This is a genomic window from Lichenifustis flavocetrariae, assembly GCF_026130545.1.
GTDB classification, from domain to species: domain Bacteria; phylum Pseudomonadota; class Alphaproteobacteria; order Rhizobiales; family Beijerinckiaceae; genus Lichenihabitans; species Lichenihabitans flavocetrariae.
Map to the genome: position 1 here is coordinate 14,931 of NZ_JAMOIM010000014.1, position 23,173 is coordinate 38,103.

22 protein-coding genes are annotated in these 23,173 nt (G+C 63.6%); 5 read left to right on the forward strand and 17 right to left on the reverse strand.

Annotated elements, in window-relative coordinates; genetic code table 11:
• Positions 1-3 precede the first annotated feature (3 nt).
• The 4 genes from M8523_RS19505 to M8523_RS19520 form a co-directional block, all read right to left on the reverse strand.
• Positions 4-1,500, reverse strand: a complete 1,497-nt coding sequence (locus M8523_RS19505; protein WP_282586575.1) for an MDR family MFS transporter — start codon at positions 1,498-1,500, stop codon at positions 4-6.
• Positions 1,501-2,095: 595 nt separating this feature from the next.
• Entirely contained in the window at positions 2,096-3,256 is a 1,161-nt protein-coding gene (gene dapE, locus M8523_RS19510; protein ID WP_282586576.1) for a succinyl-diaminopimelate desuccinylase, read from the reverse strand.
• Positions 3,257-3,279: 23 nt separating this feature from the next.
• Positions 3,280-3,954 (reverse strand): ribonuclease HII, encoded by a 675-nt coding sequence (gene rnhB, locus M8523_RS19515; RefSeq protein ID WP_282586577.1) that lies wholly within the window; start codon positions 3,952-3,954, stop codon positions 3,280-3,282.
• Complete coding sequence (locus tag M8523_RS19520) at positions 3,954-5,132, reverse strand: PA0069 family radical SAM protein (RefSeq protein ID WP_428350938.1); 1,179 nt, start codon at positions 5,130-5,132, stop codon at positions 3,954-3,956. The genes rnhB and M8523_RS19520 overlap by 1 nt, the downstream gene beginning before the upstream one ends.
• A 321-nt stretch (positions 5,133-5,453) precedes the next feature.
• On the opposite strand from M8523_RS19520, the gene M8523_RS19525 reads away from it, so the two are divergent.
• Positions 5,454-5,987, forward strand: a complete 534-nt coding sequence (locus M8523_RS19525) for a hypothetical protein (protein WP_282586579.1) — start codon at positions 5,454-5,456, stop codon at positions 5,985-5,987.
• 6 nt (positions 5,988-5,993) lie between these two features.
• Here the strand turns inward: M8523_RS19525 and moaB are convergent, their stop codons facing one another.
• The 4 genes from moaB to tal all read right to left on the reverse strand — a co-directional run bounded on the left by moaB (position 5,994) and on the right by tal (position 9,586).
• Positions 5,994-6,548, reverse strand: coding sequence for a molybdenum cofactor biosynthesis protein B (gene moaB, locus M8523_RS19530; RefSeq protein ID WP_282586580.1), 555 nt, complete (start codon positions 6,546-6,548; stop codon positions 5,994-5,996).
• Positions 6,549-6,585: 37 nt separating this feature from the next.
• Positions 6,586-7,497: a KPN_02809 family neutral zinc metallopeptidase gene (gene ypfJ, locus M8523_RS19535; protein ID WP_282586581.1), complete on the reverse strand. Its 912-nt coding sequence runs from the start codon at positions 7,495-7,497 to the stop codon at positions 6,586-6,588.
• A gap of 84 nt (positions 7,498-7,581) precedes the next feature.
• Positions 7,582-8,571 carry a magnesium transporter CorA family protein gene (locus M8523_RS19540; protein WP_282586582.1) on the reverse strand — a complete coding sequence of 330 codons (990 nt, stop codon included), beginning with the start codon at positions 8,569-8,571 and terminating at the stop codon, positions 7,582-7,584.
• A gap of 22 nt (positions 8,572-8,593) precedes the next feature.
• Positions 8,594-9,586 (reverse strand): transaldolase, encoded by a 993-nt coding sequence (tal, locus tag M8523_RS19545; protein WP_282586583.1) that lies wholly within the window; start codon positions 9,584-9,586, stop codon positions 8,594-8,596.
• Between the two features lie 116 nt (positions 9,587-9,702).
• On the opposite strand from tal, the gene M8523_RS19550 reads away from it, so the two are divergent.
• From M8523_RS19550 to M8523_RS19565, 4 genes are all read left to right on the forward strand, one after another.
• On the forward strand, positions 9,703-10,140 hold the full coding sequence (locus tag M8523_RS19550) for an RbsD/FucU family protein (protein ID WP_282586584.1): 438 nt from the start codon (positions 9,703-9,705) through the stop codon (positions 10,138-10,140).
• A gap of 76 nt (positions 10,141-10,216) precedes the next feature.
• Positions 10,217-11,911, forward strand: a complete 1,695-nt coding sequence (locus M8523_RS19555; RefSeq protein WP_282586585.1) for a heparinase II/III family protein — start codon at positions 10,217-10,219, stop codon at positions 11,909-11,911.
• Positions 11,912-12,164: 253 nt separating this feature from the next.
• On the forward strand, positions 12,165-13,226 hold the full coding sequence (locus tag M8523_RS19560) for a threonine aldolase family protein (RefSeq protein WP_282586586.1): 1,062 nt from the start codon (positions 12,165-12,167) through the stop codon (positions 13,224-13,226).
• Positions 13,227-13,339: 113 nt separating this feature from the next.
• Complete coding sequence (locus M8523_RS19565; protein ID WP_282586587.1) at positions 13,340-14,179, forward strand: hypothetical protein; 840 nt, start codon at positions 13,340-13,342, stop codon at positions 14,177-14,179.
• Between the two features lie 342 nt (positions 14,180-14,521).
• On the opposite strand, the gene M8523_RS19570 is transcribed toward M8523_RS19565, so the two are convergent.
• The 9 genes from M8523_RS19570 to M8523_RS19610 all read right to left on the reverse strand — a co-directional run bounded on the left by M8523_RS19570 (position 14,522) and on the right by M8523_RS19610 (position 23,145).
• Complete coding sequence (locus tag M8523_RS19570; protein WP_282586588.1) at positions 14,522-14,995, reverse strand: Hsp20 family protein; 474 nt, start codon at positions 14,993-14,995, stop codon at positions 14,522-14,524.
• A 173-nt stretch (positions 14,996-15,168) separates the two neighbouring features.
• The gene (locus M8523_RS19575) at positions 15,169-15,837 is read right to left on the reverse strand and encodes a dienelactone hydrolase family protein (RefSeq protein WP_282586589.1); all 669 of its coding nucleotides are present in this window, start codon (positions 15,835-15,837) and stop codon (positions 15,169-15,171) included.
• Between the two features lie 136 nt (positions 15,838-15,973).
• Entirely contained in the window at positions 15,974-16,678 is a 705-nt protein-coding gene (locus M8523_RS19580) for a glutathione S-transferase N-terminal domain-containing protein (RefSeq protein ID WP_282586590.1), read from the reverse strand.
• Positions 16,679-16,864: 186 nt separating this feature from the next.
• On the reverse strand, positions 16,865-17,530 hold the full coding sequence (locus M8523_RS19585; RefSeq protein ID WP_282586591.1) for a CarD family transcriptional regulator: 666 nt from the start codon (positions 17,528-17,530) through the stop codon (positions 16,865-16,867).
• A 475-nt stretch (positions 17,531-18,005) separates the two neighbouring features.
• A complete protein-coding gene (locus M8523_RS19590; protein WP_282586592.1) occupies positions 18,006-18,563 on the reverse strand; it encodes a hypothetical protein in 558 nt (185 codons plus the stop codon).
• A 154-nt stretch (positions 18,564-18,717) separates the two neighbouring features.
• Positions 18,718-20,523 carry a translation elongation factor 4 gene (gene lepA, locus M8523_RS19595; protein WP_282586593.1) on the reverse strand — a complete coding sequence of 602 codons (1,806 nt, stop codon included), beginning with the start codon at positions 20,521-20,523 and terminating at the stop codon, positions 18,718-18,720.
• A 69-nt stretch (positions 20,524-20,592) separates the two neighbouring features.
• Positions 20,593-21,219 (reverse strand): LysE family translocator, encoded by a 627-nt coding sequence (locus M8523_RS19600; RefSeq protein WP_282586594.1) that lies wholly within the window; start codon positions 21,217-21,219, stop codon positions 20,593-20,595.
• A gap of 155 nt (positions 21,220-21,374) precedes the next feature.
• Positions 21,375-21,929: a hypothetical protein gene (locus M8523_RS19605; RefSeq protein ID WP_282586595.1), complete on the reverse strand. Its 555-nt coding sequence runs from the start codon at positions 21,927-21,929 to the stop codon at positions 21,375-21,377.
• A 58-nt stretch (positions 21,930-21,987) separates the two neighbouring features.
• Complete coding sequence (locus M8523_RS19610) at positions 21,988-23,145, reverse strand: M24 family metallopeptidase (RefSeq protein ID WP_282586705.1); 1,158 nt, start codon at positions 23,143-23,145, stop codon at positions 21,988-21,990.
• Positions 23,146-23,173: the final 28 nt, after the last annotated feature.

Below are 23,173 nucleotides of genomic sequence, written 5' to 3' on the forward strand. Positions count from 1 at the left end.
CCTCTACAGGGTCACCTCTTCGACCAAAGCCGTCTCGATCTCCCTTGCTGGACGGCGCAAGGCGACCGTGGGAACGAAAACGGCCAGAGCCAGGGCGACGATGGTGACGAGAAGAACACCCCAGAAGGTCAGGTTGAGGCCGTGTTGCAAGGCGTTTCTGATCGCAGCCGCGTCAGCCGACCCGGCGAGATCTCCTTGCTCCAGAAGGTGCCGCAATTCGTCCGACGTGATGGGCGCCATGCCGGCCGTGTGGCCAAGCGCGTAGTTGAGGATCGCGCCCAGCACGGCGGCCCCCAGGGTGGAGCCGAGGTTCCGCGCGAAGAGGTTCGCGGCCGTGGCGCTGCCGCGCTGCGCCCAATCGACCATCTCCTGCACCATCACGAGCGCGGCCGTGCTGATCAATCCCATGCCGAGGCCAAGCACCGCCGAGCCGATGCCGGCGGTGACCGGTGAACTGGCCGGCGTCAACAAGACGAACGGCAAGGCGCCGATCGGCATCAACACCGCGCCGGCGATGAAGAGGGCGCGCAGACCCGTCCGCACCAGAAGCTTCGCGGCCGCGGTCGCGCCGATGGGCCAGCCCACCACCATCATGGTCATGGCGAGACCAGCCACCAACGGCGTCTGCCGCAAGACGCCCTGGACATACATGGGCAGAAACGTGGTGAGGCCCACGAGCGCGACGCCGGCCAGCAACGAAACCCCGTTGGCGACCGCGATCGCCCGGCGACGCCACAGGCTGAAATTGATCATCGGCTCCGCTGCCCGGGCTTCCTGCATCAGGAACAGGGCAAGGCCGAGCACGAAGATGCCGAGCGCGATACCGGCCGTCAGTAAGTCGTCGGTGCCGAGTTCAGTCAAGCCGACCATCAAGGCCGCGACCACGACCGTGAACAGCATAGCTCCAGGCCAATCGACCGCATGTCGCCTGGTCGCGACGGTCTCGTGCAGAAAGGCGATGAACCCGGCCGCCGCCAGCAGCCCCACCGGCACATTGATCCAGAACACCCAGGCCCAGGAGAAATGTTGGACGATGAAGCCGCCGATCAGTGGTCCGATCACGGCGGAAAGCGCCCAGACGCTCGCCAGCCAGCCTTGGACGCGACCGCGCTCCTCCGCCGAATAGAGATCACCGACGACCGTCATGCCGACCGGCTGGATGGCCCCTGCCCCGACGCCCTGCATGAGACGGAAGACGATCAACCCCGGAAGCGAGGTGGCGAAGCCACACAGCACGGAGGCGACGATGAACACCGCAATGCCGAACAGCAATACGGGGCGGCGCCCATAGACGTCGGAGAGCTTGCCGAACACCACCGTCATGGCGGTCTGGGTCAGCAGAAACGACGAGAACACCCACGAGTAGAGTTGCAATCCGCCGAGCTGCGCAGCGATTTGCGGCATCGCGGTCGACACGATCGTGGCTTCGATGGCGATCATGAACATGGCCGCGATCACGGATGCGATCACGAGCGGACGACTGGTTGTGGTGCGCGGCATGGGTCTGACGGTTGGGCCGGACGGGTCACGGCGGGGTCGGAATGTTACAGACCGGTAAACTTTTTGGGGGATTTGGGCAACCGCAACCGGGATCACGCTGTGTTGAAGCTCCTGCTGCCGCACTGCGCAGATGAGGACGAAAGTCGAAGCAGTCCAAATCACATCAACTCAGAGGTACCGTCCGGCGTTCGGAAAGAGGCAGTTTACAACTGCCGGACGCCGCGTTACCCGGCCGTCCAAAAAATGACGACCAGAACTAACGTAATCAACATGCACGCTTCCACAACAAACGAAGGATCGTCATGCTCTAACCTTCGTCGATCCGTTCTGACGTTGACCTTTGTCCCGACTGGCCACCGGTCCGTGCTTGTCCCGAGGCTGGACGCGAAAATGATCACCTCTCCGGCAAGAGTAGTGACTTCAATCCGAGGATGGAGACCAGGTTGATCACCGTTGTCGCGGCGTTCATGACCCACAACCACGCCGACAGTGAATGTTGCGCCCCGACGCTTGTGGAGCCACCATGCCCAGGCGATCAACTGAGCTACGATGAGCATACAAAGCAACGCCATTGCCTCGGTCCCCCTCAAGGGCATTAGCGCGAAAAGTACACCGCCAAAACCCGCTCGTAGATCCGCGTCAGCGCCTCCACGTCGGCGAGGCTCACGGCCTCGTCGACCGCATGCATGGTCTGCCCGACCAGGCCGAACTCGACGACGGGGCAGTGCGACACGATGAAGCGCGCGTCCGACGTGCCGCCTGTCGTCGAGAGCGCGGGTTGCCGCCCTGTTTCCGCCGTCACGGCTTCGGCGACGAGCGAGGTGAAATCACCGGGCGACGTCAGGAACGCAAGGGCGTTGCAGGGATGTAGATCGAGCGTCGTGCGGGCGGTCTGCCCTGCCACGCTCAACCGGCGGCGGAGTTCGGCTTCGAGGGTTTCGGGTGTCCAGAGGTCGTTGAAGCGGATGTTGAAGCGGCCGGTCGCCTGCGCCGGGATGACGTTGGTGGACGGGTTGCCGACGTCCACGCTGACGATTTCGAGATTGGAGGGATCGAAATACGGCGTGCCGCCGTCGAGCGGCGTCGCCAGCAGCGCCTGCAGCAGATGAAGGAGCGGTGGGATCGGGTTCTCGGCCCGATGGGGGTAAGCCACGTGGCCCTGCCTGCCCTGCACCGTGACCGAACCGGACAGCGAGCCACGCCGGCCGATCTTGATCATGTCGCCGAGAGCATCGGGATTGGTCGGCTCGCCCAAGAGGCAATGGTCGAAGCGCTCGCCCCGCGCCTCGGCCCAGGCCAGCAGCTTCGGGGTCCCGTTGACGGCCGGACCCTCCTCGTCCCCGGTGATCAGGAAGGCAATCGAACCCGGAGGTGGCCCATGCCGGTCGATATAGGCGAGAACCGCCGCGACCGACGCCGCCACCCCGCCCTTCATGTCGCAAGCGCCGCGCCCATAGATCATGCCGTCCGCGATCTCACCCGAAAAGGGCGGATGGCGCCATCCCCCGAGGTCCCCCGGCGGCACTACATCCGTATGTCCGGCGAAGACCAGGCAGGGCGACGCGGTGCCCAGGCGCGCATAGAGGTTCTGGACATCGGGGAGGCCGGGCTCCGAGAATGTCGGACGCTCGACGCTAAATCCAGCCTCCGCCAAAAGCCCGGCCAGAAGCTGCAGCGCACCGCCTTCCGTCGGCGTGACGGACGGGCACCGGATCAGGTCGCCGAGAAGGTCTACGGGCGAGAGCGTCGTCACCATGTCTTGTCCTGCAAGGCCTCGCCTCAACACTGCTCAAGGGAAGCTTCGGCTTCGGTCTCATGGCCGCAAGGTGCGAAGCTGCGCCGGTGGAAGCGCGAGGGACCGTGCTTCAGCAAGGCGTCCCGGTGCTCTGCCGTAGCGTAACCCTTGTGACGGTGAAAACCATAGCGTGGGTCGTGACCATGCTGACGGATCATCAGCCGGTCGCGCGCCACCTTGGCTACGATCGAGGCCGCCGCGATCGAAACGCAGGTCGCATCGCCCTTGATGACGGCTTCGCCCGGCAGAGCCGCAAGCCCCGGAAGGTCGCGCCCATCGACCAGCGCATAATCGGGCCGCAGCGCCAGCGCGGCGAGCGCGCGCCGCATGGCCAGGAACGTCGCCTGCCGGATGTTGAGGCCGTCGATCTCCTTGGGGGTCGCGAAGCCGATCCCGACCGCCAAGGCCCGGAGCATGATGGCGCGCGCCGCATCATCGCGTGCCCCGGCTGGCAAGACCTTAGAGTCCATGAGGCCCGGGGGCACATCCTGGGGATCGAGGATCACGGCCGCGGCCGTCACGGGGCCGGCCAAGGGACCACGCCCGACCTCGTCGACGCCCACGACATGCGCAAAACCTCGCGCATAGAGGTCGAGTTCCCGCGCGAGGGCCAGTCCCTCACGTGCCTTCGCGGGCTGCCGCGGCGCGATGTCCAGCATCAGAACAGGCTGAGTTGCGCGCCCGCCAGCTCGGGCTTCACGAAAAGATCAGTGCGCAACCGCGCCCTCGTTTTCGGAAAGCCGAGGCGCGCACAGGCGATCTCGAACCGCCGCGCGATCATGGCCGCATAGGGTCCCGTGCCTGTCATCCGCTGCCCCCAAGTCGAATCGTTGTCCTTGCCGTCACGAAACGATTGCACGAGGCTCATCACGTGACGCAAGCGGTCCGGAAAATGTTGCAGCAACCATTCACGGAAAAGATCGCGGACTTCGAGCGGCAGGCGCAGCATCACGAAGCCGGCCTCCCGCGCGCCGAGGCCGCGAGCGGCCTCCAGGATCGCTTCGATCTCGGCATCGTTGACCGACGGGATGATCGGCGCGGTCATCACCACCACCGGAATGCCTGCCTCCGACAGACGACGGATGGCTTCAAGCCGCCGCCCGGGTGTGGACGCTCTAGGCTCCATGGTGCGAGCCAATTTCGCATCGAGGGTCGTGACCGACAAGGCGACCTTGACGAGACCCTTGGCGGCCATCGGGGCGAGAAGGTCGATGTCGCGTGTGACCAGAACCGACTTGGTGACGATGCCGACAGGATGATTGGTACGGGCCAGAACCTGCAGTACCGATCGCATCACCTCATGGGTCCGCTCGATCGGCTGGTAGGGATCGGTGTTGGTGCCGATCGCGATGGTCCGAGCCTTGTAGCTTGGCGCGGCCAGTTCCGCCGCGAGCCGTTCCGCCGCGCCCACCTTCACGAAGAGCCGGCTTTCGAAATCCAACCCGGACGATAGCCCCATATAGGCGTGGGTCGGACGCGCAAAGCAGTAGACGCAGCCATGCTCGCAGCCGCGATAAGGATTGATCGAGCGGTCGAAAGAGAGATCGGGCGATTCATTGCGAGTGATGATCGTCTTCGGCCGTTCCTCCGTGACGGTCGTCTTGAACGGCTCAAGCGTCTCGAGCGTGCCCCAGCCGTCATCGTCCGCGACGCGCTGCACAGGCTCGAAGCGGGCCGAGCGATTGCTGATCGTGCCACGGCCGCGCCGCCGATCCTCATCGACCGGGTCGGCAGCCTCGGCCCGGATGGGCCGCGTGATCTTGCGCGCCCGCCCTTGCTTCGGCGGAGCGGTACGAGGACCCGCGGTATCGTCGGCAAGATCGAGCGATCGTCCCATCGCCGGGATCCGGTCCGTGGCATCGGTGTTCGGCATCTGCACCCATTTCGGTGGGCCCGAGCCACCCTACCCACCAGCCGACCCACAAAGAGAACAAATAAAGAACATACCGAGGCCGGTCAATAACCTCCGCCGAACTGTCTCCGCGGCTCCCTTCGAAAGGCTCTCGAATGCGTAAGAAAACCGACCAGGGCAGCCGGGGTGCGGTCGCCTTGCAGCCAGATTCCATGGTTGATTTCTGCGGTTTCAAACGTCATCGATGCTGCCGTCGGGGTGCCAGGAGCAAGTCGGCTGAAAAGCGTCCGCTGAGGTTGGAGGCTCATGATTTCTGTTCTGGTTCTCGGGTCCAGCACGGCGGCGGGGCGGCGACCGACTTCAAGCGATTCCGTCCGTACCCTGGCAGCCCTGGTGCCCGGTGCCGTCGACGGTCTCGTGCGCGATGTCGTTTTGGTGGCCACGACCGCGGATGCGGAACTCGCCAAAGTGGCCGACTACGCGGGTTGCAGCTTCGTGGCCGAGCCGGATTTCGCGCGTTCCCTGCAGGTGGGCGCGGCCCGGGCGCGCAGCGAGCAGATCCTGATCTTGCTGGCGGGCGTCAGCTTCGACCGCGCCTTGATCGACGAGATGGCGGGACTGGCGTCACGGCATTCCGGCTGGTTGGAAGGTGGCGTCGGCGTGAAGTCCGTCGAAACAGGATGGTTCGGCCGCATCATGCCCAGCCTTGTCCCGACAGTTGGGCTCGTGGTCCTGCGCAAACATCTGACCGGCGTTTCGGCCGATAGCTTCCAAGCCCTTCAACGGCAGGTTCGCCCACGCCGAACCTTCAAGACACGCGCCTGGGCGGGCGGCGATTGAGGGCGGTCACGCCGGGGTTGCGCCGCGCTTCAAGTGCTCGTCGAGCCGCGGCATGATCTCGACGAAGTTGCAGGGTCGGTAGCGATAATCGAGTTGATGCAGCAGGATGCCGTCCCATGCATCCGAACAGGCGCCTGGCGAGCCTGGCAAAACGAAGATGAAGGTCGTCTCCGCGAGCCCGGCCGTCACACGCGATTGCACCGTGGAGGTGCCTATCTTCGCGAACGACAGCGCGTGGAAGACCGACGAGAACCCGTCCATCCGTTTGCTGAACAAAGGTTCCAACGCTTCAGGCGTCACATCGCGGCCGGTGAACCCCGTTCCCCCCGTCGTGATGATGACATCCACGGCAGCGTCGGCGATCCAGTTTTTTACGGCTGACTGAATCGCCGCGACGTCATCCGGCACGATCGCCCGGTACGTCAGCTTGTGGCCGGCGGCCGACAGGCGGCCGGCGAGCAGGTCGCCGGAGCGGTCGTCATCGACCGTGCGGGTGTCGGACACGGTCAGCACCGCGATCCCGAGAGGAAGGAACGCGCGGGTCTCGTCAAGCCGCGGCATGGTCGATCCTCCCTGAGATGTCCCGTAAGGTTTTCGCCTATTGGCCGAATGTGTTGCAGGCATCCACCTTGCCGGTCTTCAGTCCGGTCGTGAACCATTGCTTGCGCTGCGCCGAACTCCCGTGCGTGAAGCTGTCCGGCACGGCATAGCCGCGCGAAGACTTCTGCAGACGATCGTCCCCAATTGCTTCCGCCGTATTGAGCGCCTTGTCGACATCACCCGCATCGAGAATATGGAATTTCTGATCGGCATTGGCGGCCCAGACACCGGCGAAACAATCCGCCTGCAACTCGAGCTTGACCGAAAGGCCATTGGCATCCGTCCGATCAGCCTGTTCCATCTCGTCATGAACGCGGGGCAAGATACCAAGCAGGTTCTGCACATGGTGGCCGACTTCGTGGGCGATCACATAGGCATAGGCGAAGTCACCGCCGCCGCCGAGCTTCTGCCGCATGTCATTGAAGAAGGCCATGTCGAGGTAGACCTTGCGATCGGTGGGGCAATAGAAGGGCCCCATCGCCGACTGAGCCTGGCCGCACCCCGAGCGCGTCACGCCGCTGTAGAGCACGAGTCTCGGCGCGACATATTGGACGTTCTTCTGCTGGGGTAGAACCTGGCTCCACACATCTTCGGTTTCGCCCAGGACAGCCGAAACGAAATCGCCCATCTGATCCTTCGGCGCCCCGGCATTCCGGGCCTGTTGGCGCTGTTGCGGCTGGGCGCCGTCATTGGTCGGTGCACTTTGGCCATGGTTGACGATTGTTTCGGCGCCGCCGATCAGAATCCGGGGATCGATTCCCGTGGCATAGCCGATGATGGCCAGAATGATGATGGCGCCAATCCCCAGGCCGCCACCGCCCACCGAAATGCCACCCCCGCCGCCGCCGTCAGATCCCGATCCGCGAACGTCCTCGATATTGTCGGATCGGCGGGATTGTTCCCACTCCATGACGTACTCTCCGCGGGCCCCAGCGCCGTCTTGCGAAAGATTGGCAAGCTGGCCGGCAAGTCAAGCTGTCGCACGGTCCGAGGGTCAGAACCAGCCTCGCCATTTCAGCCAGACCATGGGGACCACCACGCTGATGACGATCAGCACCCAGCCCCATTCGTAGCCATAGGCCCAGTCGTATTCGGGCATGTTTTTGAAATTCATACCATAAAGGCCCACCACAAAGGTCGGCGGCACACCCACGACCGAGGCGATCGTCAGAAGTTTGAAGAGACGATTCTGCTCGATGTTGATGAAGCCGAGCGTTGAATCGAGCAGGAACTGGACTTTATCGGCGAGGCGGTTCTGGTAGTCGTTGAGAGAGGCGATGTCCTGCTTCAGGGTTTCGAGGCGGTTCTTGGCATTGGCCGAGAGCCGCTCCTCGGCATGGGTGCCCACGTAGGCAACAAGACGTCCGAGCCCGAGAAGACTGTCGCGGGCATGCGACGTGTGATCGCCATTCCGTCCGATCGTCTTCAGGGATCGGCTGAGGCGGCGCTCGGCGTGAACCGGCTTTGTCGCCACGTCGATATCGACGTCGGGCTGGAAGATATGCTGCGACATCCGGTCGAGGTCGACGCCGATCTGTTCCATGGCGTCCGCCATCCGGTCGACGATGGTTTCGACGAGGCCCAAAAATAATTCCATCGGGGCCTGCGACGGATCGCCGATGCGAAACGGCTTCTGTTCGAGGAAGTCCGTGAAAGCCTTGAGCTCGACGAACCGAATCGTAATCAGCAAGCGGGCCGACAGCAGAAAACCCACTGGCGACGTGTTCACCGCGATGTCGTTGGTTCGGTAGACGATCGGCGAAGTCACCTGGAGGGCGTTGCGCTGCATCGCAAGGCGGCTTGAGACTTCGACCTCCGACATGCGGTGCGAACTGGGGAGCGTCAGTCCGGTGACACGCTCGACATAGGCGATTTCGGACGCGTCGGGACGGAGCAGGTCGATCAGGACCACCCCGCTCGGGAGGCCCCGACCATCGAAGCCGGTCGGCAGAACCGTCCCTTGCGCATCATAGAGCGTGATCAACGACGTCGTGCCGCCGGGAGCGTCAGCCTATTTCCTGGGACAGGGGGGCCGCGAGAGGATCGACGGAGCCTTCGAGCCGCTGCGACACCAGTTCTCGCAAGGCGCGAAGGTCCTTGGCAAAGAGCCGGATGCCCTCGGCAAGCTTCTCGGTCGCCATCGCATCCTCGTTCATGAGGAACCGGAACGTTTTCTCGTCGAGATTCATACGCGCGGGTACGGAGGCAGCAGGCCGCATGGGGTCAAGCATACGCGGCAGAGGGCCTTCGGCTTGTCCGAGCTGTTCGAGCCATTGCGGCGCAATCGTCAGCCGGTCGCAGCCGGCCAATGCCTCGATCTCGCCGAGCGTCCGGAACGAGGCGCCCATGACCACCGTCGTGATGCCATGGGCCTTGTAGTAGTCGTAGATCTGACGGACCGAGCGGACGCCCGGATCGGTCTCGGGAGTGAAGGTCTTGTTCACGGCCTTGACATGCCAATCGTAGATTCGCCCGACGAAGGGCGAGATCAGGAACACACCGGCCTCGGCACAGGCGGCGGCCTGGGCCAGGCTGAAGACGAGAGTGAGGTTGCAGTCGATCCCTTCGCGCTGAAGGATGCGTGCCGCATCGATGCCTTCCCATGTCGCCGCGATCTTGATCAGCACCCGGTCGCGCTCGATGCCACGGCTGTGATAGTCCGCGATGAAGGCGCGGGCTTTGGTGAGCGTCGCCTCGGTGTCGAACGACAGATCGGCATCGACCTCCGTCGACACGCGGCCCGGCACGATGCGGGCCAGTTCGGCGCCGAAACTCACTGTGAGGCGATCGGCCACGCGGCTCGTCATGCCATGGTGGCTGCGCCCCCACAGGCAGGCTTCCTCGATCAATTCGGCCCCAGCCGGGCTTTGAGCCGCCTTCAGGATGAGCGTCGGATTGGTGGTGCAATCCGTCGGACGGAAGCGACGCACCGCCTCGAAGTCCCCGGTGTCGGCAACCACGGTCGTGATTGCCCGCAACTGATCGAGCTTGGATGCCATTTGCGTTCTGTCCCCGGGCGTTTCGCGTCACGGCATTGTCGCGTCGCGGCTTTTCATTGTCAGACCCGGCCCCGTGGTTCAAGCTTGGCGCAAAGCAAATCAGGAGGAATCGACCAATGCTCAAGGGGATCGACCCGCTTCTCACGCCAGACCTTCTGAGGACGCTGCGGGCGATGGGACATGGGGACGAATTGGCGATCGTCGACGGCAACTTCCCGGCGGAGAGCATGGGGCCGCCGGTGGTCCGCCTCGGCGGGATCGAGGCCAGCGCGGCACTCGACGCCATCTTGTCGGTCATGCCACTCGACGAGTTCGTGCCGGAGGCCGCGTGGCGCATGGAGGTTGTGGGACAGCCTCAAGCAGAGCAGCCGATCTTCCAAACGTTTCGCGATCTCCTGCTTCGCCACGAAGGCGAGAAATTTCGTCTCGCCTCTCTCGAGCGGTTCGCGTTCTATGCGCGCGCCAAAGCCTGTTTCACGTTGGTGGCGACCGGCGAGCGGCGTCTCTATGGCAATATCATCCTGAAAAAGGGAGTGGTGCGGTCCCCCGCATGAGCGGCGGGACCACGATGGCTCGACGAGGTCCAAAGAGGGTGCAAGGTCAGAATGGGCGGAGGCATTGATCAGAAGCGTGGGTGAGACGGTCGCGTTGGCCGCGAACGTCGCACGTATTGAAAGCCAGCGTTCCCTTCGCTTGCTCACACATCCATTCCGCCTCACGGGCCGGCTCAACCAAGGATCTCCCGAACGCCTGGTGATCGCGCCGCAAGATATTCGCACGGCCGATCCCACGGTCGCGGACGATATCTACGCCGGACATCTCGTATTCGCAGGTCGGTTCGTCGATGCCCACGGGCAGTCGCCCTTCGACATTGTGCCGCCGAGCGAGTCCTGGGCCCGATCCCTGCATGGCTTCGGCTGGCTGCGGCATCTTCGGGCCGCTGACACGCCGTTGGCGCGGGCCAATGCCCGCGCGCTCGTCGAGGACTGGATCGGCCATTGCACGCCGGGACGGACCAGCTTGGCCTGGCAACCCGACGTCGTGGCCCGACGTCTCCTCTCCTGGCTCGCCCAATCGCCGTTGATTCTCGACCCCCCGGATGCGGTTTTCTATCGCAAGTTCATGAAGAGCATGGGCCGGCAGGTGGGTACCTTGGCGTCCGCGCTGAACAACGGCCTTGCGGGATCATCGCGGCTGCTCGCCGCGATTGCCTTGGCGGAAACGGGTCTCTGCGCCGAAGGGCTCGGACCAGCCCGAAAGATGGGGTCGCGCGTTCTGAATGAGGAGTTGCGACGCCAGATCCTTCCGGATGGTGGCCACCTGTCGCGCAACCCGGAACTGCTGGTCGAACTCCTGCTCGATCTTCTGCCACTGCGCCAAGCCTACGCGGCGCGGGGCGCGGCGGTCCCTCCGGCGCTGCTCGCCACGATCGACCGCATTCTCCCGATGATTCGCATGTTTCGGCACGGTGACGGCAGTCTTGCGCTTTTCAACGGCATGGGGGTGACCGAGCCCGACGTCCTGGCAACGGTCCTCATGTATGACGACAGCCACACACGCCCCTTGGCCAATGCGCCTCATTCGGGCTATCGGCGGCTGGAAGCCGGCCCGGCGCTTCTCATCTGTGACGTCGGCCGGCCGCCGCCGCCGCTCTTTTCCGAGCAGGCCCATGCCGGAACACTGTCGTTCGAATTCTCCGTGGGCCCGCAACGCATTTTCGTCAATTGCGGTCGACCGTCCTCGTCGAACACACGAGTCAATGAGGCCGCGCGCTCCACGGCGGCCCATTCGACGCTTGTGCTGGGCTACGCCTCATCGAGCAGCATGGCGGAGGGTCGATGGCAGCGCTGGTATGGACGACAGATCATGGCCGGGCCGAAATCCGTGACCGTGCGGGCCGCCGGCACGACGGATGCCCTGGGGCTTGAGGCCTCGCATGACGGTTATGCCAAGCACTTTGGGCTGCTGCATCAGCGCAAGCTCACCTTGGCGCAAGACGGCAGCGGCCTTTTCGGTCGGGACGAGATGGTGCCGGCCGGCAAGCATCGCGGCCCGCCGTCAGCGCAGGACTTCGTCCTGCGCTTCCACATGCATCCCGCGGTCGAAGCGACTGTCCTGGAGCATGGCAAGGCGGTCCTGCTTTCGACCGGCGGTGGCGATCGCTGGATCTTCGAAGCCGGTGGACAGGAGACACGTGTCGAAGAAAGCATCTTCTTCGCCGTCGCCGAAGGACCGCGGCGCACCGACCAGATCGTGGTTGCCGGACATTTCCCGGCCCGACCCGCCATCGCGTGGTCACTGACGCAATTGCGGGACAATGCTTAAGGCGGGCGAGAGCGTCGATCGGGCCTGGGAGGAACGCATCCCCATTCGTGCAATCCAGCAATCCCCGAAAGCGAGGTTGACGGGTCGTTCGTGGATGACATAGGCGAGATTGTTTGCAGTCTTACCATTCAGGATCGGTACAAAAACCCTGGTTGAAGGATCGCAGCATGGGAGACTGCTGCGGGACTTCAATTCTGTTGATGCAAGCAGCAGCGGGTTTTGAACGACCTCTCCGTCGGGCGTGCGCCGTCTCATGAATTTTGCCAGCGACAACACTTCGGGCGCGAGCCCCCACGTTCTTGAGGCCATCGTCCGTGCGAATGCCGGGACCCTGCCGTCCTATGGCGGCGATCCGCACAGCGTCGAAGCGCAGCGGAGGCTCTGCGAGATTTTCGCAGCCGAGCCTGCCATCGCCCTTGTGGCCACCGGCACCGCGGCCAATGCCCTCGCTCTCGCCAGCGTCGTGCCGCCCGGAGGCGTCGTGTTCTGCCATGAGCACGCGCATATCAACGACGAGGAATGCGCCGCCCCGGAATTCTACACGGCCGCCGGCAAGCTCGTGGGTGTCCCGGGCGAGAATGGCAAGATCGATCCGGACGCCCTCCGCACGACGCTTCGCCGCTTTCCCCGTGGCGTCGTCCGTCAGGCACAGGGGGCCTGCCTCAGCATTTCGCAGGCCACGGAGAGCGGCACGCTCTACACGCTCGGCGAATTGCGGGAGCTCACCGGGATTGCACATGAGAACGGGCTCGTGGTGCATATGGATGGCGCTCGCTTTGCCAATGCGGTCGCGTCGTTCGGGTGCACACCAGCGGCCATGAGCCATGAGGTCGGCATCGATGTGCTGTCCTTCGGGGCGACCAAAAACGGCACGCTGGCCTGCGAAGCGATCCTGGTCTTCGACAAGGCGGCGGGGGCGGCGCTGCCGTTTCGTCAAAAACGTGGCGGCCACGTCCTGTCCAAAGGTCGCTTCCTCGGCTCGCAGATGGCAGCCTACCTTGAGGAAGGCCACTGGCTCGACCTCGCGCGACATGCCAATGCCATGGCGAAGCGTTTGGCCGACGGCTTGCAGCTTCGCAATTCCGTCCGATTGCCCTGGACCCGGCAGGTCAATGAAGTCTTCGCGATTTTGCCGCACGCGAGCATCGCGCGACTGCGTGAGGCGGGCGCGATGTTCTACGACTGGGACCCCGATTACCTGCCGGTTGCGCAGCGTCCCGGTCCGACCGAGACTTTCGTCCGCCTTCTGTGTTCCTTCGCGACGGAGCCCGCGGAAATCGATCGTTTCCTCGAACTCGAAAGGGCAGCGGATTGACTTCGGCCACCGCTGGGAGCGTCGGCGCGACAAGCTGAACCCCACCGCGTCGCACCACCGCCGCATTGCCGCGCTAGCGTTCGGGTTGTGAAGGTTCGCGACGAGGACGGAATATGATTGGGCAGCCGTTCGAATGGCTGAGACGGTGCGGCGCTGAGGCCCTAACCCTGTCGGGGCTTGTGCTCGCTGTTTTGCTGACGCCTGGCGCGACCCGGCCCGCGGCAGCCCAATTCGGCTGGTTCGGATCGAGCGAGGCGTCCCCAGAGGATGTCCAGGATACGATCGCCAGTCACGGCTTCCGCTTGATCGGACCGCTCTACCGCAACGGACGCGTCTATGTGGCCGACGTGGTCGATCGGCGGCAGCGACGAGAGAGGCTCGTGATTGCGGCCGAGAGCGGTCAGATCGTTCAACGCTTCTTCGTCGATGTGGCACGGCCGGATCGCACGGTCCCGGATGCGCCCTCAAATTTCAGGCGACCGCCGTCGTCGGACGATTCCTTTTTCTCCCATCTGACGCGTGGCTGGGACGATTCTCCCCCGCCCCGTCCGCCGATCGGACTGGCCGATCCCGATGGCGGCTTCGGTGTCCCGCGCGCCGAGCCGCCGCCACGCCAACGGCCGCGTCAGGAGCCGCGTGTCGTCACCCGGACGGATGTCGCCCCGGTGACCGCAACCCCACTGCCGCCGCCCACCGTGCCCGCACCGACCAGAAAGCCTGAAGCGTCCCAAGCCACGCTGCCGGCGACCGCGCCGCAACCGGCTCCGCCGAGCAGCACCCGAGCCACCACGGTCGTGATCGATCCCTTGCGCATTCCGGGCACCCGCAAGCCCGATGAGGCAAAGCCGCCCGCGGCAATTGCAGCGGGCAAGCCGGCGGATCAGCCTTCGACGCAAGCCAAACCCGCAGAACCTCCAAAATCCGCCGACGTGCCGGTCGCACCGCTCGATTGAGGCGCAGGATCCAAGTTGATTCTAGGTTCTTCAACCTGAATTGAAGGACGCCAGATCTCAACTGCGTGCTGCGAGATTCACGCTTCGGAGCTTCTCTGCATCAGGAACCGTTGCAAGCTCCCTGTCGAGCCCGTGCCGACCTTAAATGTAGCTCGACCCGGCTCATGCAAGAGATCCTGAGGCTCGGGCGGGCATCGCGCGGCAGAGCCCTGAAGCGGAAGAAGAGACCGTGCCCTCAGAGGCATACCTTGGCGGCCCGCCTGCGCTCTGATCATCGGGCAATAAAAAGGGTGCCCAAGGCACCCTCGTGGCTCCCGCCTTATGCGCAGCGGCAGCCTTGCTTTACGCGGCGGCCGACTTCGGCACTTCCACGATCTTCAAACCCTGCGCCCCGATCGGAATCTGGCGCGGCTTCTGGGCTTCCGGAATCTCGCGGACGAGCTCCACGTGGAGTAGGCCATGTTCGAGAGTCGCGCCGGTGACCTGAACGTGGTCGGCAAGCTGGAAGCGGCGTTCAAACGCGCGGGCTGCGATGCCCTGGTAGAGAACTTCCGGCTTCGGCGCCTGACCCTCGCCTGCGTTTTTGGCGCCACGGATCACGAGCGTGTTTTCGCGGGTTTCAATCGAAAGGTCGGACTCGGCGAAGCCCGCAACCGCGACTGAAATCCTGTAATTGTTCTCACCGGTCCGCTCGATGTTGTAGGGCGGATAGGACGGTGTGGTGCCTTCGACCCCCGACATCTGGTCGATCAGCGAAAACAGCCGGTCAAAACCAACGGTCGAGCGGTAAAGCGGGGAGAGATCGTACTGACGCATGACATATCCTCTTGCGAAGCGACATGTGGCGTCTCTTGCGAGACGCCGTTCCTGCGCGTCCATTATGGCCCGCGCAGACTACATTTGGGGGTTGCTTACGATCGCTGCAAGAGGAGCCAGGGAGGGACAAGCGCAATTTCTGATCCGCGATCATTCCTCCCCGCTCTTTGGGTTCAGCCGACATAATCCTTGAAGAACGGAAGCACGCGGCTGATCGCAAGATCGGCGCTCGGCTTGTCGAAACTGCCGCGCTCGTCGCAGTTGAAGCCGTGCCCGGCCGGATAGGTGTAGACGGGAACATCCGGCAGTGCCGCCTTGATCGCATCGACGGCCGACATCGGAATATGATCGTCCTTCTCGCCAAAATGAAGCGTGACCGGAACCCTGGGCTTCAAGTCGAGCATCGACGCGATGCCGCCGCCGTAATACCCGACCGCGCAGGCCACACCAGACAGTTTTGCCGCCGCCGCGAAGGCGAGCGTTCCACCCCAGCAGTAGCCGACCACGCCGACTTTGCCGGCCGCCGCGGCCTCGTGGATGGCAGCTGCGACATCGGCAAGCGTGTCTTTCGGCACCGTCCGCTTTTGCGTCTCGGCGCCGGTCGAAATGCCCTCTTGGTCGTAGCCGAGTTCAAGTCCGGGCGTGACGCGGTCGAACAGGGCTGGCGCGATCGCGAGGTAACCATGGCCCGCGTAGAAATCCGCAACGCTGCGAACATGATGGTTCACCCCAAAGATCTCCTGCAGCACTACGATGCCGCCGCGGGGCGTCCCGCTCGGCTCGGCGCGGTAGGCGCCGATCGAAACCCCGTCGGACGCTGTCAGTTTGATCATGGATCCCATATTCCCTTGTCCTTTCCTCAACGATGTTGCATCGCAAGCCACGAACCACTTTGCCGTCAAATCGGATTGATGCGTCTATACGTGTTTGCATGAGAGCAGACGTCGCTCGGTCTGCTCGGTGACAATGACGGCGTGGTCAGACGGCGCGATGCGAGGTCGCGGTCTGGCCGAACAGCATCTTCTTATCGGCCTCAGACATTTCCTTGGGCCGGTTCACGGTGTCACCTTTGGCGTAAGCCGCGATGGTGGCGGGCCGTTCGCGGATTGTCTCGAACCAGCGTTTCAGGTGCAAAAAGTCTTCGAGCTTCTGACCCTGCCGCTCGTAGGGCACGATCCAAGGATAGGCGGCCATATCGGCGATCGAGTAGTCACCCGCGAGAGATGCCCCTGTCTTGGCCACCTGACGGTCGAGCACGCCGTAAAGACGATTTGTCTCGTTGACATAGCGATTGATCGCGTAGGGGATTTTTTCAGGCGCGTAGGCAGAAAAATGGTGGTTCTGACCCGCCATCGGGCCGAGCCCCCCCATCTGCCAGAAGAGCCACTCCAGCACCGCGACACGCTGGCGGGTTTCCTTGGGAATGAACTGACCGGTCTTCTCGGCGAGATAGAGCAGGATCGCCCCCGACTCGAAGACCGAGATCGGCGCACCGCCCACTGCCGGATCGTGATCGACGATCGCCGGCATGCGGTTATTGGGTGCAATCGCGAGGAAGTCGGGTTTGAACTGATCACCCGCGCCGATGTTCACGGGAAGGATGCGGTAGGGAAGCCCCGTTTCCTCAAGAAAGATCGTGATCTTGTGACCGTTTGGCGTCGGCCAGTAATAGAGGTCGATCATGGCAACTCTCGCGGTGATTGTCCGAGGCGGTTTCACCGGCCGGCGCGTGCCGTCAGCCTGGTCCCCGTCGCGAGTAAAGGTTTAACGCAAACCTTACGTCGGAACCAGTGCATGCCATGCCGTGCCGTGCACCAAAAAAGGGCGGCGCCAAAGCACCGCCCTTCAAACCCTTGCCGAGCCTGTGGATCAGGCCGCGGCTTCGACGGTCTCCGGATCGCTATCGTCCTCCTCCGCGTCCTCGTCGGCTTCAACCTTTGCGGTCCGGCGCGGGCCTTTCTGCAATTGAGCTTCGATGAGCTTCAGAGATTCACCATCGGTGATCTTTTCGACGGCGGCGATCTCCCGGGCCATGCGGTCGAGAGCGGCCTCATAAAGCTGACGTTCGGAATAGGACTGCTCGGGCTGCGCCTCGGAACGATACAGATCGCGCACGACTTCAGCGATGGCGATCAGGTCACCCGAATTGATCTTGGCTTCGTATTCCTGTGCGCGCCGCGACCACATCGTCCGCTTGACACGGGCACGACCCGTAAGCGTATCGAGACCACGCTTCAGAACGTCCGGCTCGCTCAGCTTGCGCAGACCCACGCTGGCTGCCTTCGGCAGCGGCACCTTCAGCTTCATCTTGTCCTTGGCGAAACTGATCACGAACAGCTCAAGCTTGAAGCCGGCGACGACCTCTTCCTCGACCGCAACGATCTGTCCGACGCCATGAGCGGGGTAGACCACGAAATCCAAAGCCTTGAAACCATTACGCCCTGCCGGCTTGCTGGATCGCAGGGTCGTGTCGGTCTTCGTCGGAATGCCAGGCTTGCCCATCTGCGGTCGTTGAACGAGCTTATCGGCAGGCATGCGCTCGCCTCCGGGACGCGCCGACGACACCCGGGCCATTGCTGCCTTATCCGACATTGATATTCTCCATAGTGGGCGTTGGTGCGCCCTTTTGGCTTGCCGTCCAGTTCATCCGGACTCAGCGAAGACTTTGAAACAGGATCGCGCTCAGGTGACTGGACAGAGGCGCGGTTTGTGATGCAAGGAGGAGGTCAGGATGGCGCTAACGCGAATCGACCAAGGAAGGTCGAAGTCCTGGGGACGGATTGGTAACAGACGGTCGGTCGTGTGTAGACTCGGCGAACGCAGTAATGCACACTTTGCCTGTTCCGCTTCATGCAGACCCGCGTCTCTCGCGACCGCAGCCAGATTAGACGGCGGTCAGGACTGAGATCCTCGAACGACAGATGTCGTTCTTTGTGACTAACACATCACAGCGCAAAAATCAAATTGGCATTCGGCGCGATACAATGCATTCATCTCAAATGCGACACGTTCAAGGCCCGTCCTGAGTCGTGACCACGAATGTATGGTCCGCTTCGGTCCAGATCACGCCGAGATCGTAGAGACCACCCTGGTGGTATTCCACCTTGCCGGACCGATAGAGGTCGCCGCGCTGGATCGAGGCGCGCAGGTACTCATCCGCATCGGCGCTCATGGCCGCCACAACCGTGGCGCTCCTGGCGCGGTCCCACCCGAACAGTGTGCTTAGAGCCGCCTGCTGAAATTGCGCGAAATTGGCGGACGTCGCGGCATCGGCAGTTCCCGAGATCCGCACTTCGAAGCGACGGAACGCATCGCCCTTGCATTTGAGCGTCCCGTCGACATCCGCATTGGTGGCCAGGATATGCACATCGATCCCGTCATCACCGCCGAAGAGGTCGCGCGTGATCGTCAAGGGCCGCTCGAAGCTGACCCGAAAGGTCCCGAGCGCTTTGGGATAGTCCTGCATGAAGCTGGCACAGGTCGCGGCGGCACGTGTCGCCGCCTCGGTCGCAGATGCCGAAAAGCCTGTCAGAGCCAGCCCGGACATGATCGCCGCAAATATGCGCAAGGGTCCCCCACGTGGCCGTGCCGCGGGCGCGCATCCCATCGCGCCATGCCGCCTCGTTTCCCTCCTTACCTAACGCAGGCGAAGGGCGCCCCGATACTCCCCGGGACCGATATTTCCAAACCGTGGTTTTGCTGCCGCGTGTTCCGACAGCGTCTCAACTGTCCATCTTGAGGGCCGCGATGAAGGCCTCCTGCGGGATTTCGACCTTGCCGAACTGCCGCATCTTCTTCTTGCCGGCTTTCTGCTTCTCAAGCAGCTTGCGCTTGCGGGTGACGTCACCGCCGTAGCACTTGGCGGTCACGTCCTTGCGCAGCGCCCGGATGGTTTCGCGCGCAATGATCTTGCCCCCGATCGCTGCCTGAACCGGAATCTGGAACATGTGCTGCGGGATCAGTTCCCGTAGCTTCTCGACCATCGCGCGTCCCCGCATCTCGGCCCGATCTCGGTGCACGAGCATCGAGAGCGCGTCCACGGGCTCCGCATTGACCAGGATCGACATCTTCACGAGGTCGCCGGCCCGGTAGTCGGTGATGGCGTAGTCGAAGCTGGCGTAGCCCTTCGAGATCGATTTCAAGCGGTCGTAGAAGTCGAACACCACCTCGTTGAGCGGCAGGTCGTAGGTGACCATGGCACGCTTGCCGACATAATTGAGGTCGATCTGCTGACCGCGCCGCTCCTGACAGAGCTTCAGGATGCCGCCCAGGTAATCGTCGGGCGTCAGGATCGTGGCACGGATCCAGGGCTCACGGATCTCCTCGATCCCCATGATGTCCGGCATGTCGGCCGGATTGTGCAGGTCGATCTCCGAGCCATCCCGCATGGCGATCTTGTAGACCACGGAGGGGGCGGTCGCGATGAGGTCGAGGTTGAACTCGCGCTCGAGCCGCTCCTGAATGATCTCGAGATGCAAGAGGCCAAGGAAGCCGCAGCGGAACCCGAAGCCGAGCGCCGCCGAACTCTCCATCTCGAACGAGAAGCTCGCGTCGTTGAGCCGCAACCGCCCCATGGCTGCCCGCAACTCGTCGAACTCAGCCGCATCGACCGGGAAGAGGCCGCAGAACACGACCGGCTGGGCCGGCTTGAACCCCGGTAGCGCTTCGGCCGTGGGCTTGCGCTCGTCGGTGATCGTGTCGCCCACGCGCGTATCGGCCACTTCCTTGATCTGCGCCGTAATGAAGCCGATCTCGCCAGGGCCGAGGGTCGGCACATCGAACATCTTCGGCTTGAAGACGCCGATGCGGTCGACCTCATAGGTCGCATTCGTGCCCATCATGCGGATGCGCGATCCCTTCTTCAGGGCTCCGTCGATGACGCGCACCAGCACGACCACGCCAAGATAGGCGTCGTACCAGCTGTCCACCAGCAGCGCCTTCAGGGGCGCCGTGTCATCGCCCTTTGGTGGCGGCAGGCGCTTGACGATGGCCTCCAGGACACCCTCGATGTTGAGACCCGTCTTGGCCGAAATTTCGACCGCTTCCGAGGCATCGAGCCCGATCACGTCCTCGATCTGCTGCTTGATGCGGTCGGGCTCGGCCGCCGGCAGATCGATCTTGTTCAACACCGGCACGATCTCGTGTCCGGCATCGAGCGCGTGGTAGACATTGGCGAGCGTCTGGGCCTCGACGCCCTGGCTGGCATCGACGACGAGGAGGGAGCCCTCGCAGGCGGCGAGCGAGCGCGAAACCTCGTAGGCGAAATCCACGTGGCCGGGCGTGTCCATCAGGTTGAGGACATAGCTCTTGCCGTCCTGCGCCACATAGTCGAGCCGCACGGTCTGGGCCTTGATGGTGATGCCGCGCTCACGCTCGATATCCATCGAGTCGAGCACCTGCTCCACCATGTCGCGCTTCGCCATCGTCCCGGTCGTCTGGATCAGCCGGTCAGCCAGCGTCGACTTGCCGTGATCGATATGGGCCACGATGGAAAAGTTGCGAATGTTGTCGAGCTTGTGCGTCGTCATGCGCGGCCCATAGCAGCCAGCAAGGTTAAAACCAAGCGGATGATCGGACACGGCCGGGCCCGGGACCGTTCATCTCTCCTGGAACGCCAACCTCGCACCCAGAATGAGATAGATCGAGCCCACAATGCGGCCCTGCCAGCGGCCGATCCGCCTATGGCGGCTCAACCAAAGTCCGACCTGGCCCGCAGCAAGCGCGATCAGCCCGGTATAAGCAGCGCTCATGGCAGCGAAGACGAGTCCGAGAAGAGCCAACTGCGTCGTCACCGCCCCGTGATCCTGGTGCACGAACTGCGGCAGGAAGGCGAGGAAGAACAGGGCTGTCTTGGGATTTAGCAGCTCTGCCAGGATAGCTTGGCGGAATGCGAGGCGAGCATCGACGAGCCGTGTGGCGGCGAGGTGCAGATCCTCGCTTTTCTCCAGCAAGGACTTAACACCGAGATAAATCAGGTAAGCCACGCCCGCATATTTCACGATGCTGAACGCCAGCGCCGACGTCATCAGCACGGCTGACAGGCCCACAGTGGCGAACAATGTGTGAAGAAGATCACCGCAGGCGATGCCAAGACCCGTAGCGAAGCCGACACGGCGGCCCCCAGCCGCCGCCCGCGCGAGAACCAGCAAAACGGCGGGACCCGGGATCAGAAACAATCCGAGGACCACCGCGACGTAGGTGAGAAGCGCGCTGACATCGATCATTGCAGGGCTTTCGGCTCAAAGGAGCCTCGTCAAAGCCAGATCACCTCGCGCTGAGCAACTGCCATCGGTGAGGAGGGCGTCGTGCCTGCACAATACTCATCATCGAAATGCGGGCCTGTCGACCTGGGCGGCCGTCATTCAGGGAACTTTCCCGCTCAGTTCGCGGTCCGGGCCGTCGATCCCGCCGCTTCGGCGAGACTCTGCCGCGCTTCAGGCATCCCGGCGAGCGCGACCGCGAGGTCGTCGGCACTGCGGCCTGCGAGGCTCGCCATGGTCTTGTCGTCGAGCAAGGCCCAGGCATCGGCTGCGTGATCCGGAACCGTCAACACGTCATTGACGCGCTCGACACGGCGCTGGTTCGCGTCAAAGATATCGTACACATAGGCGAGATCGGTGCCGCTCTCGGACGGGTAGGCGCTGAGGTAGCCCCGCACGAGGTAACGGGCCGCCTTGGCGTCCGTCACGGTGATCTCCCGATCGGCGGCCGCACGATCGAACACTGCGCGATACCGGTCGGCGAGCGCCGCCGGCGCGCCTTCGAGGCTCGCCAAGGCCACCGTCGCTGGACGTGGGCTCGCCATGGTGCCCTTGGCGATGGCGTTGCGCACATCACCTCGGGCCACCGCAACATCCGGGATATTGTCGACGCAACCGGCAAGCATCAAGGCGAGGGCTGGAACGATCCATGCAGGACGAGCAACGAACAGCAAGGAACCTCCCGAGACAGCGGCGCGGAACTCGTGCGCCCTCAGATTTGTTAAGGAAGGCCTAACGCGATTTCACCATCAGGTCCAGATCTGGCGCGTTGAGAGGTTCTGCGCCTGCGGCGGTCACCAGGGACGTCCGCCCCAGGCACATGGCCGTCTGGGTCACGGAATCCATCAGGATCATATGGGCGAAGAAGACCTGATTGTCCGCGAGCACGAAAGGATTGCGCTCGTAGAACATTGGCGGGTCCATCCAGGATGGCGTGAACTTCGCCCCGAGCGCGTAGCCGCAGGCATTCAGGCGATGCTGGTTCAGTCCATGCGCGTCGAGGATACGGGCATGGGCGTCGTAGACATCGCCCGCCGTGCGGCCCGGCCGGAATTCGGCCTCGCAAGCCGCGAGCGCCTCGCGCGCAGCGGCATGATAGGCGACATGCAGGGGTCGCGGCTCTCCAACGACCACGGTCCGCATGATGGCGGCGTGGTAGTGCCGAAAGGCGCCAGCGAATTCGAGGGTGATCTGGTCGGAGGCGTCAAGCCGACGGCGGCCCGCCTTATAGCGGCACAGCAGGGCGTCGGCCCCTGAGCCGATGATGAACTCGTTGGCGGGATAGTCGCCGCCGCCGGCGAAGATCGCGGCGTGCTGCGCCGCCAGGATCGCGCCTTCGTCAGTCCCCGGCCGGACAGCGTCGAGGGCGGCCCTGTCAGCGGCATCCGACAGCCGCGCCGCCTCCCGCACCATGACGATTTCGGCGGGCGATTTGGTGGCGCGGAGATGCGGCACGAGACGCGACGCATCGTGGCATTCGCAAAAGCCGTCGAGAGCCGCCGCCAGACGAAGTCCGTTGGCATAGGTCAGACCGTAGGAGTCGAACTCGACGCCCAGGCGCCTTCCTTGGACGCCAGGATCTTCAAGCATCCGCCGGAGGTCGCGCGCCGGATCGGCATCCGCGGCATCCTTCCAGATCCGGATGTCAGTGAGGATCGATGTGCGCCGCGCCTGCCTGAGATCGGCGGATCGCGTCAACAGCGCCAGCCGGCCGTCCGCACCCACATACAGGCATTGGAAGAAGCAGAAGCCGAACGTGTCGTAGCCGGTCAGCCAGTAGTCGCTCTCCTGGGCGAAGAGCAGCATTCCATCGAGTTCTGCCTCCGCCATCGCGGCCTGAAGCCGCGTCAGTCGGGCCTGATACTCACTGGGGACGAAATGAAGAGCCACGACCGCACCCCCACGAAACACGGGTCGG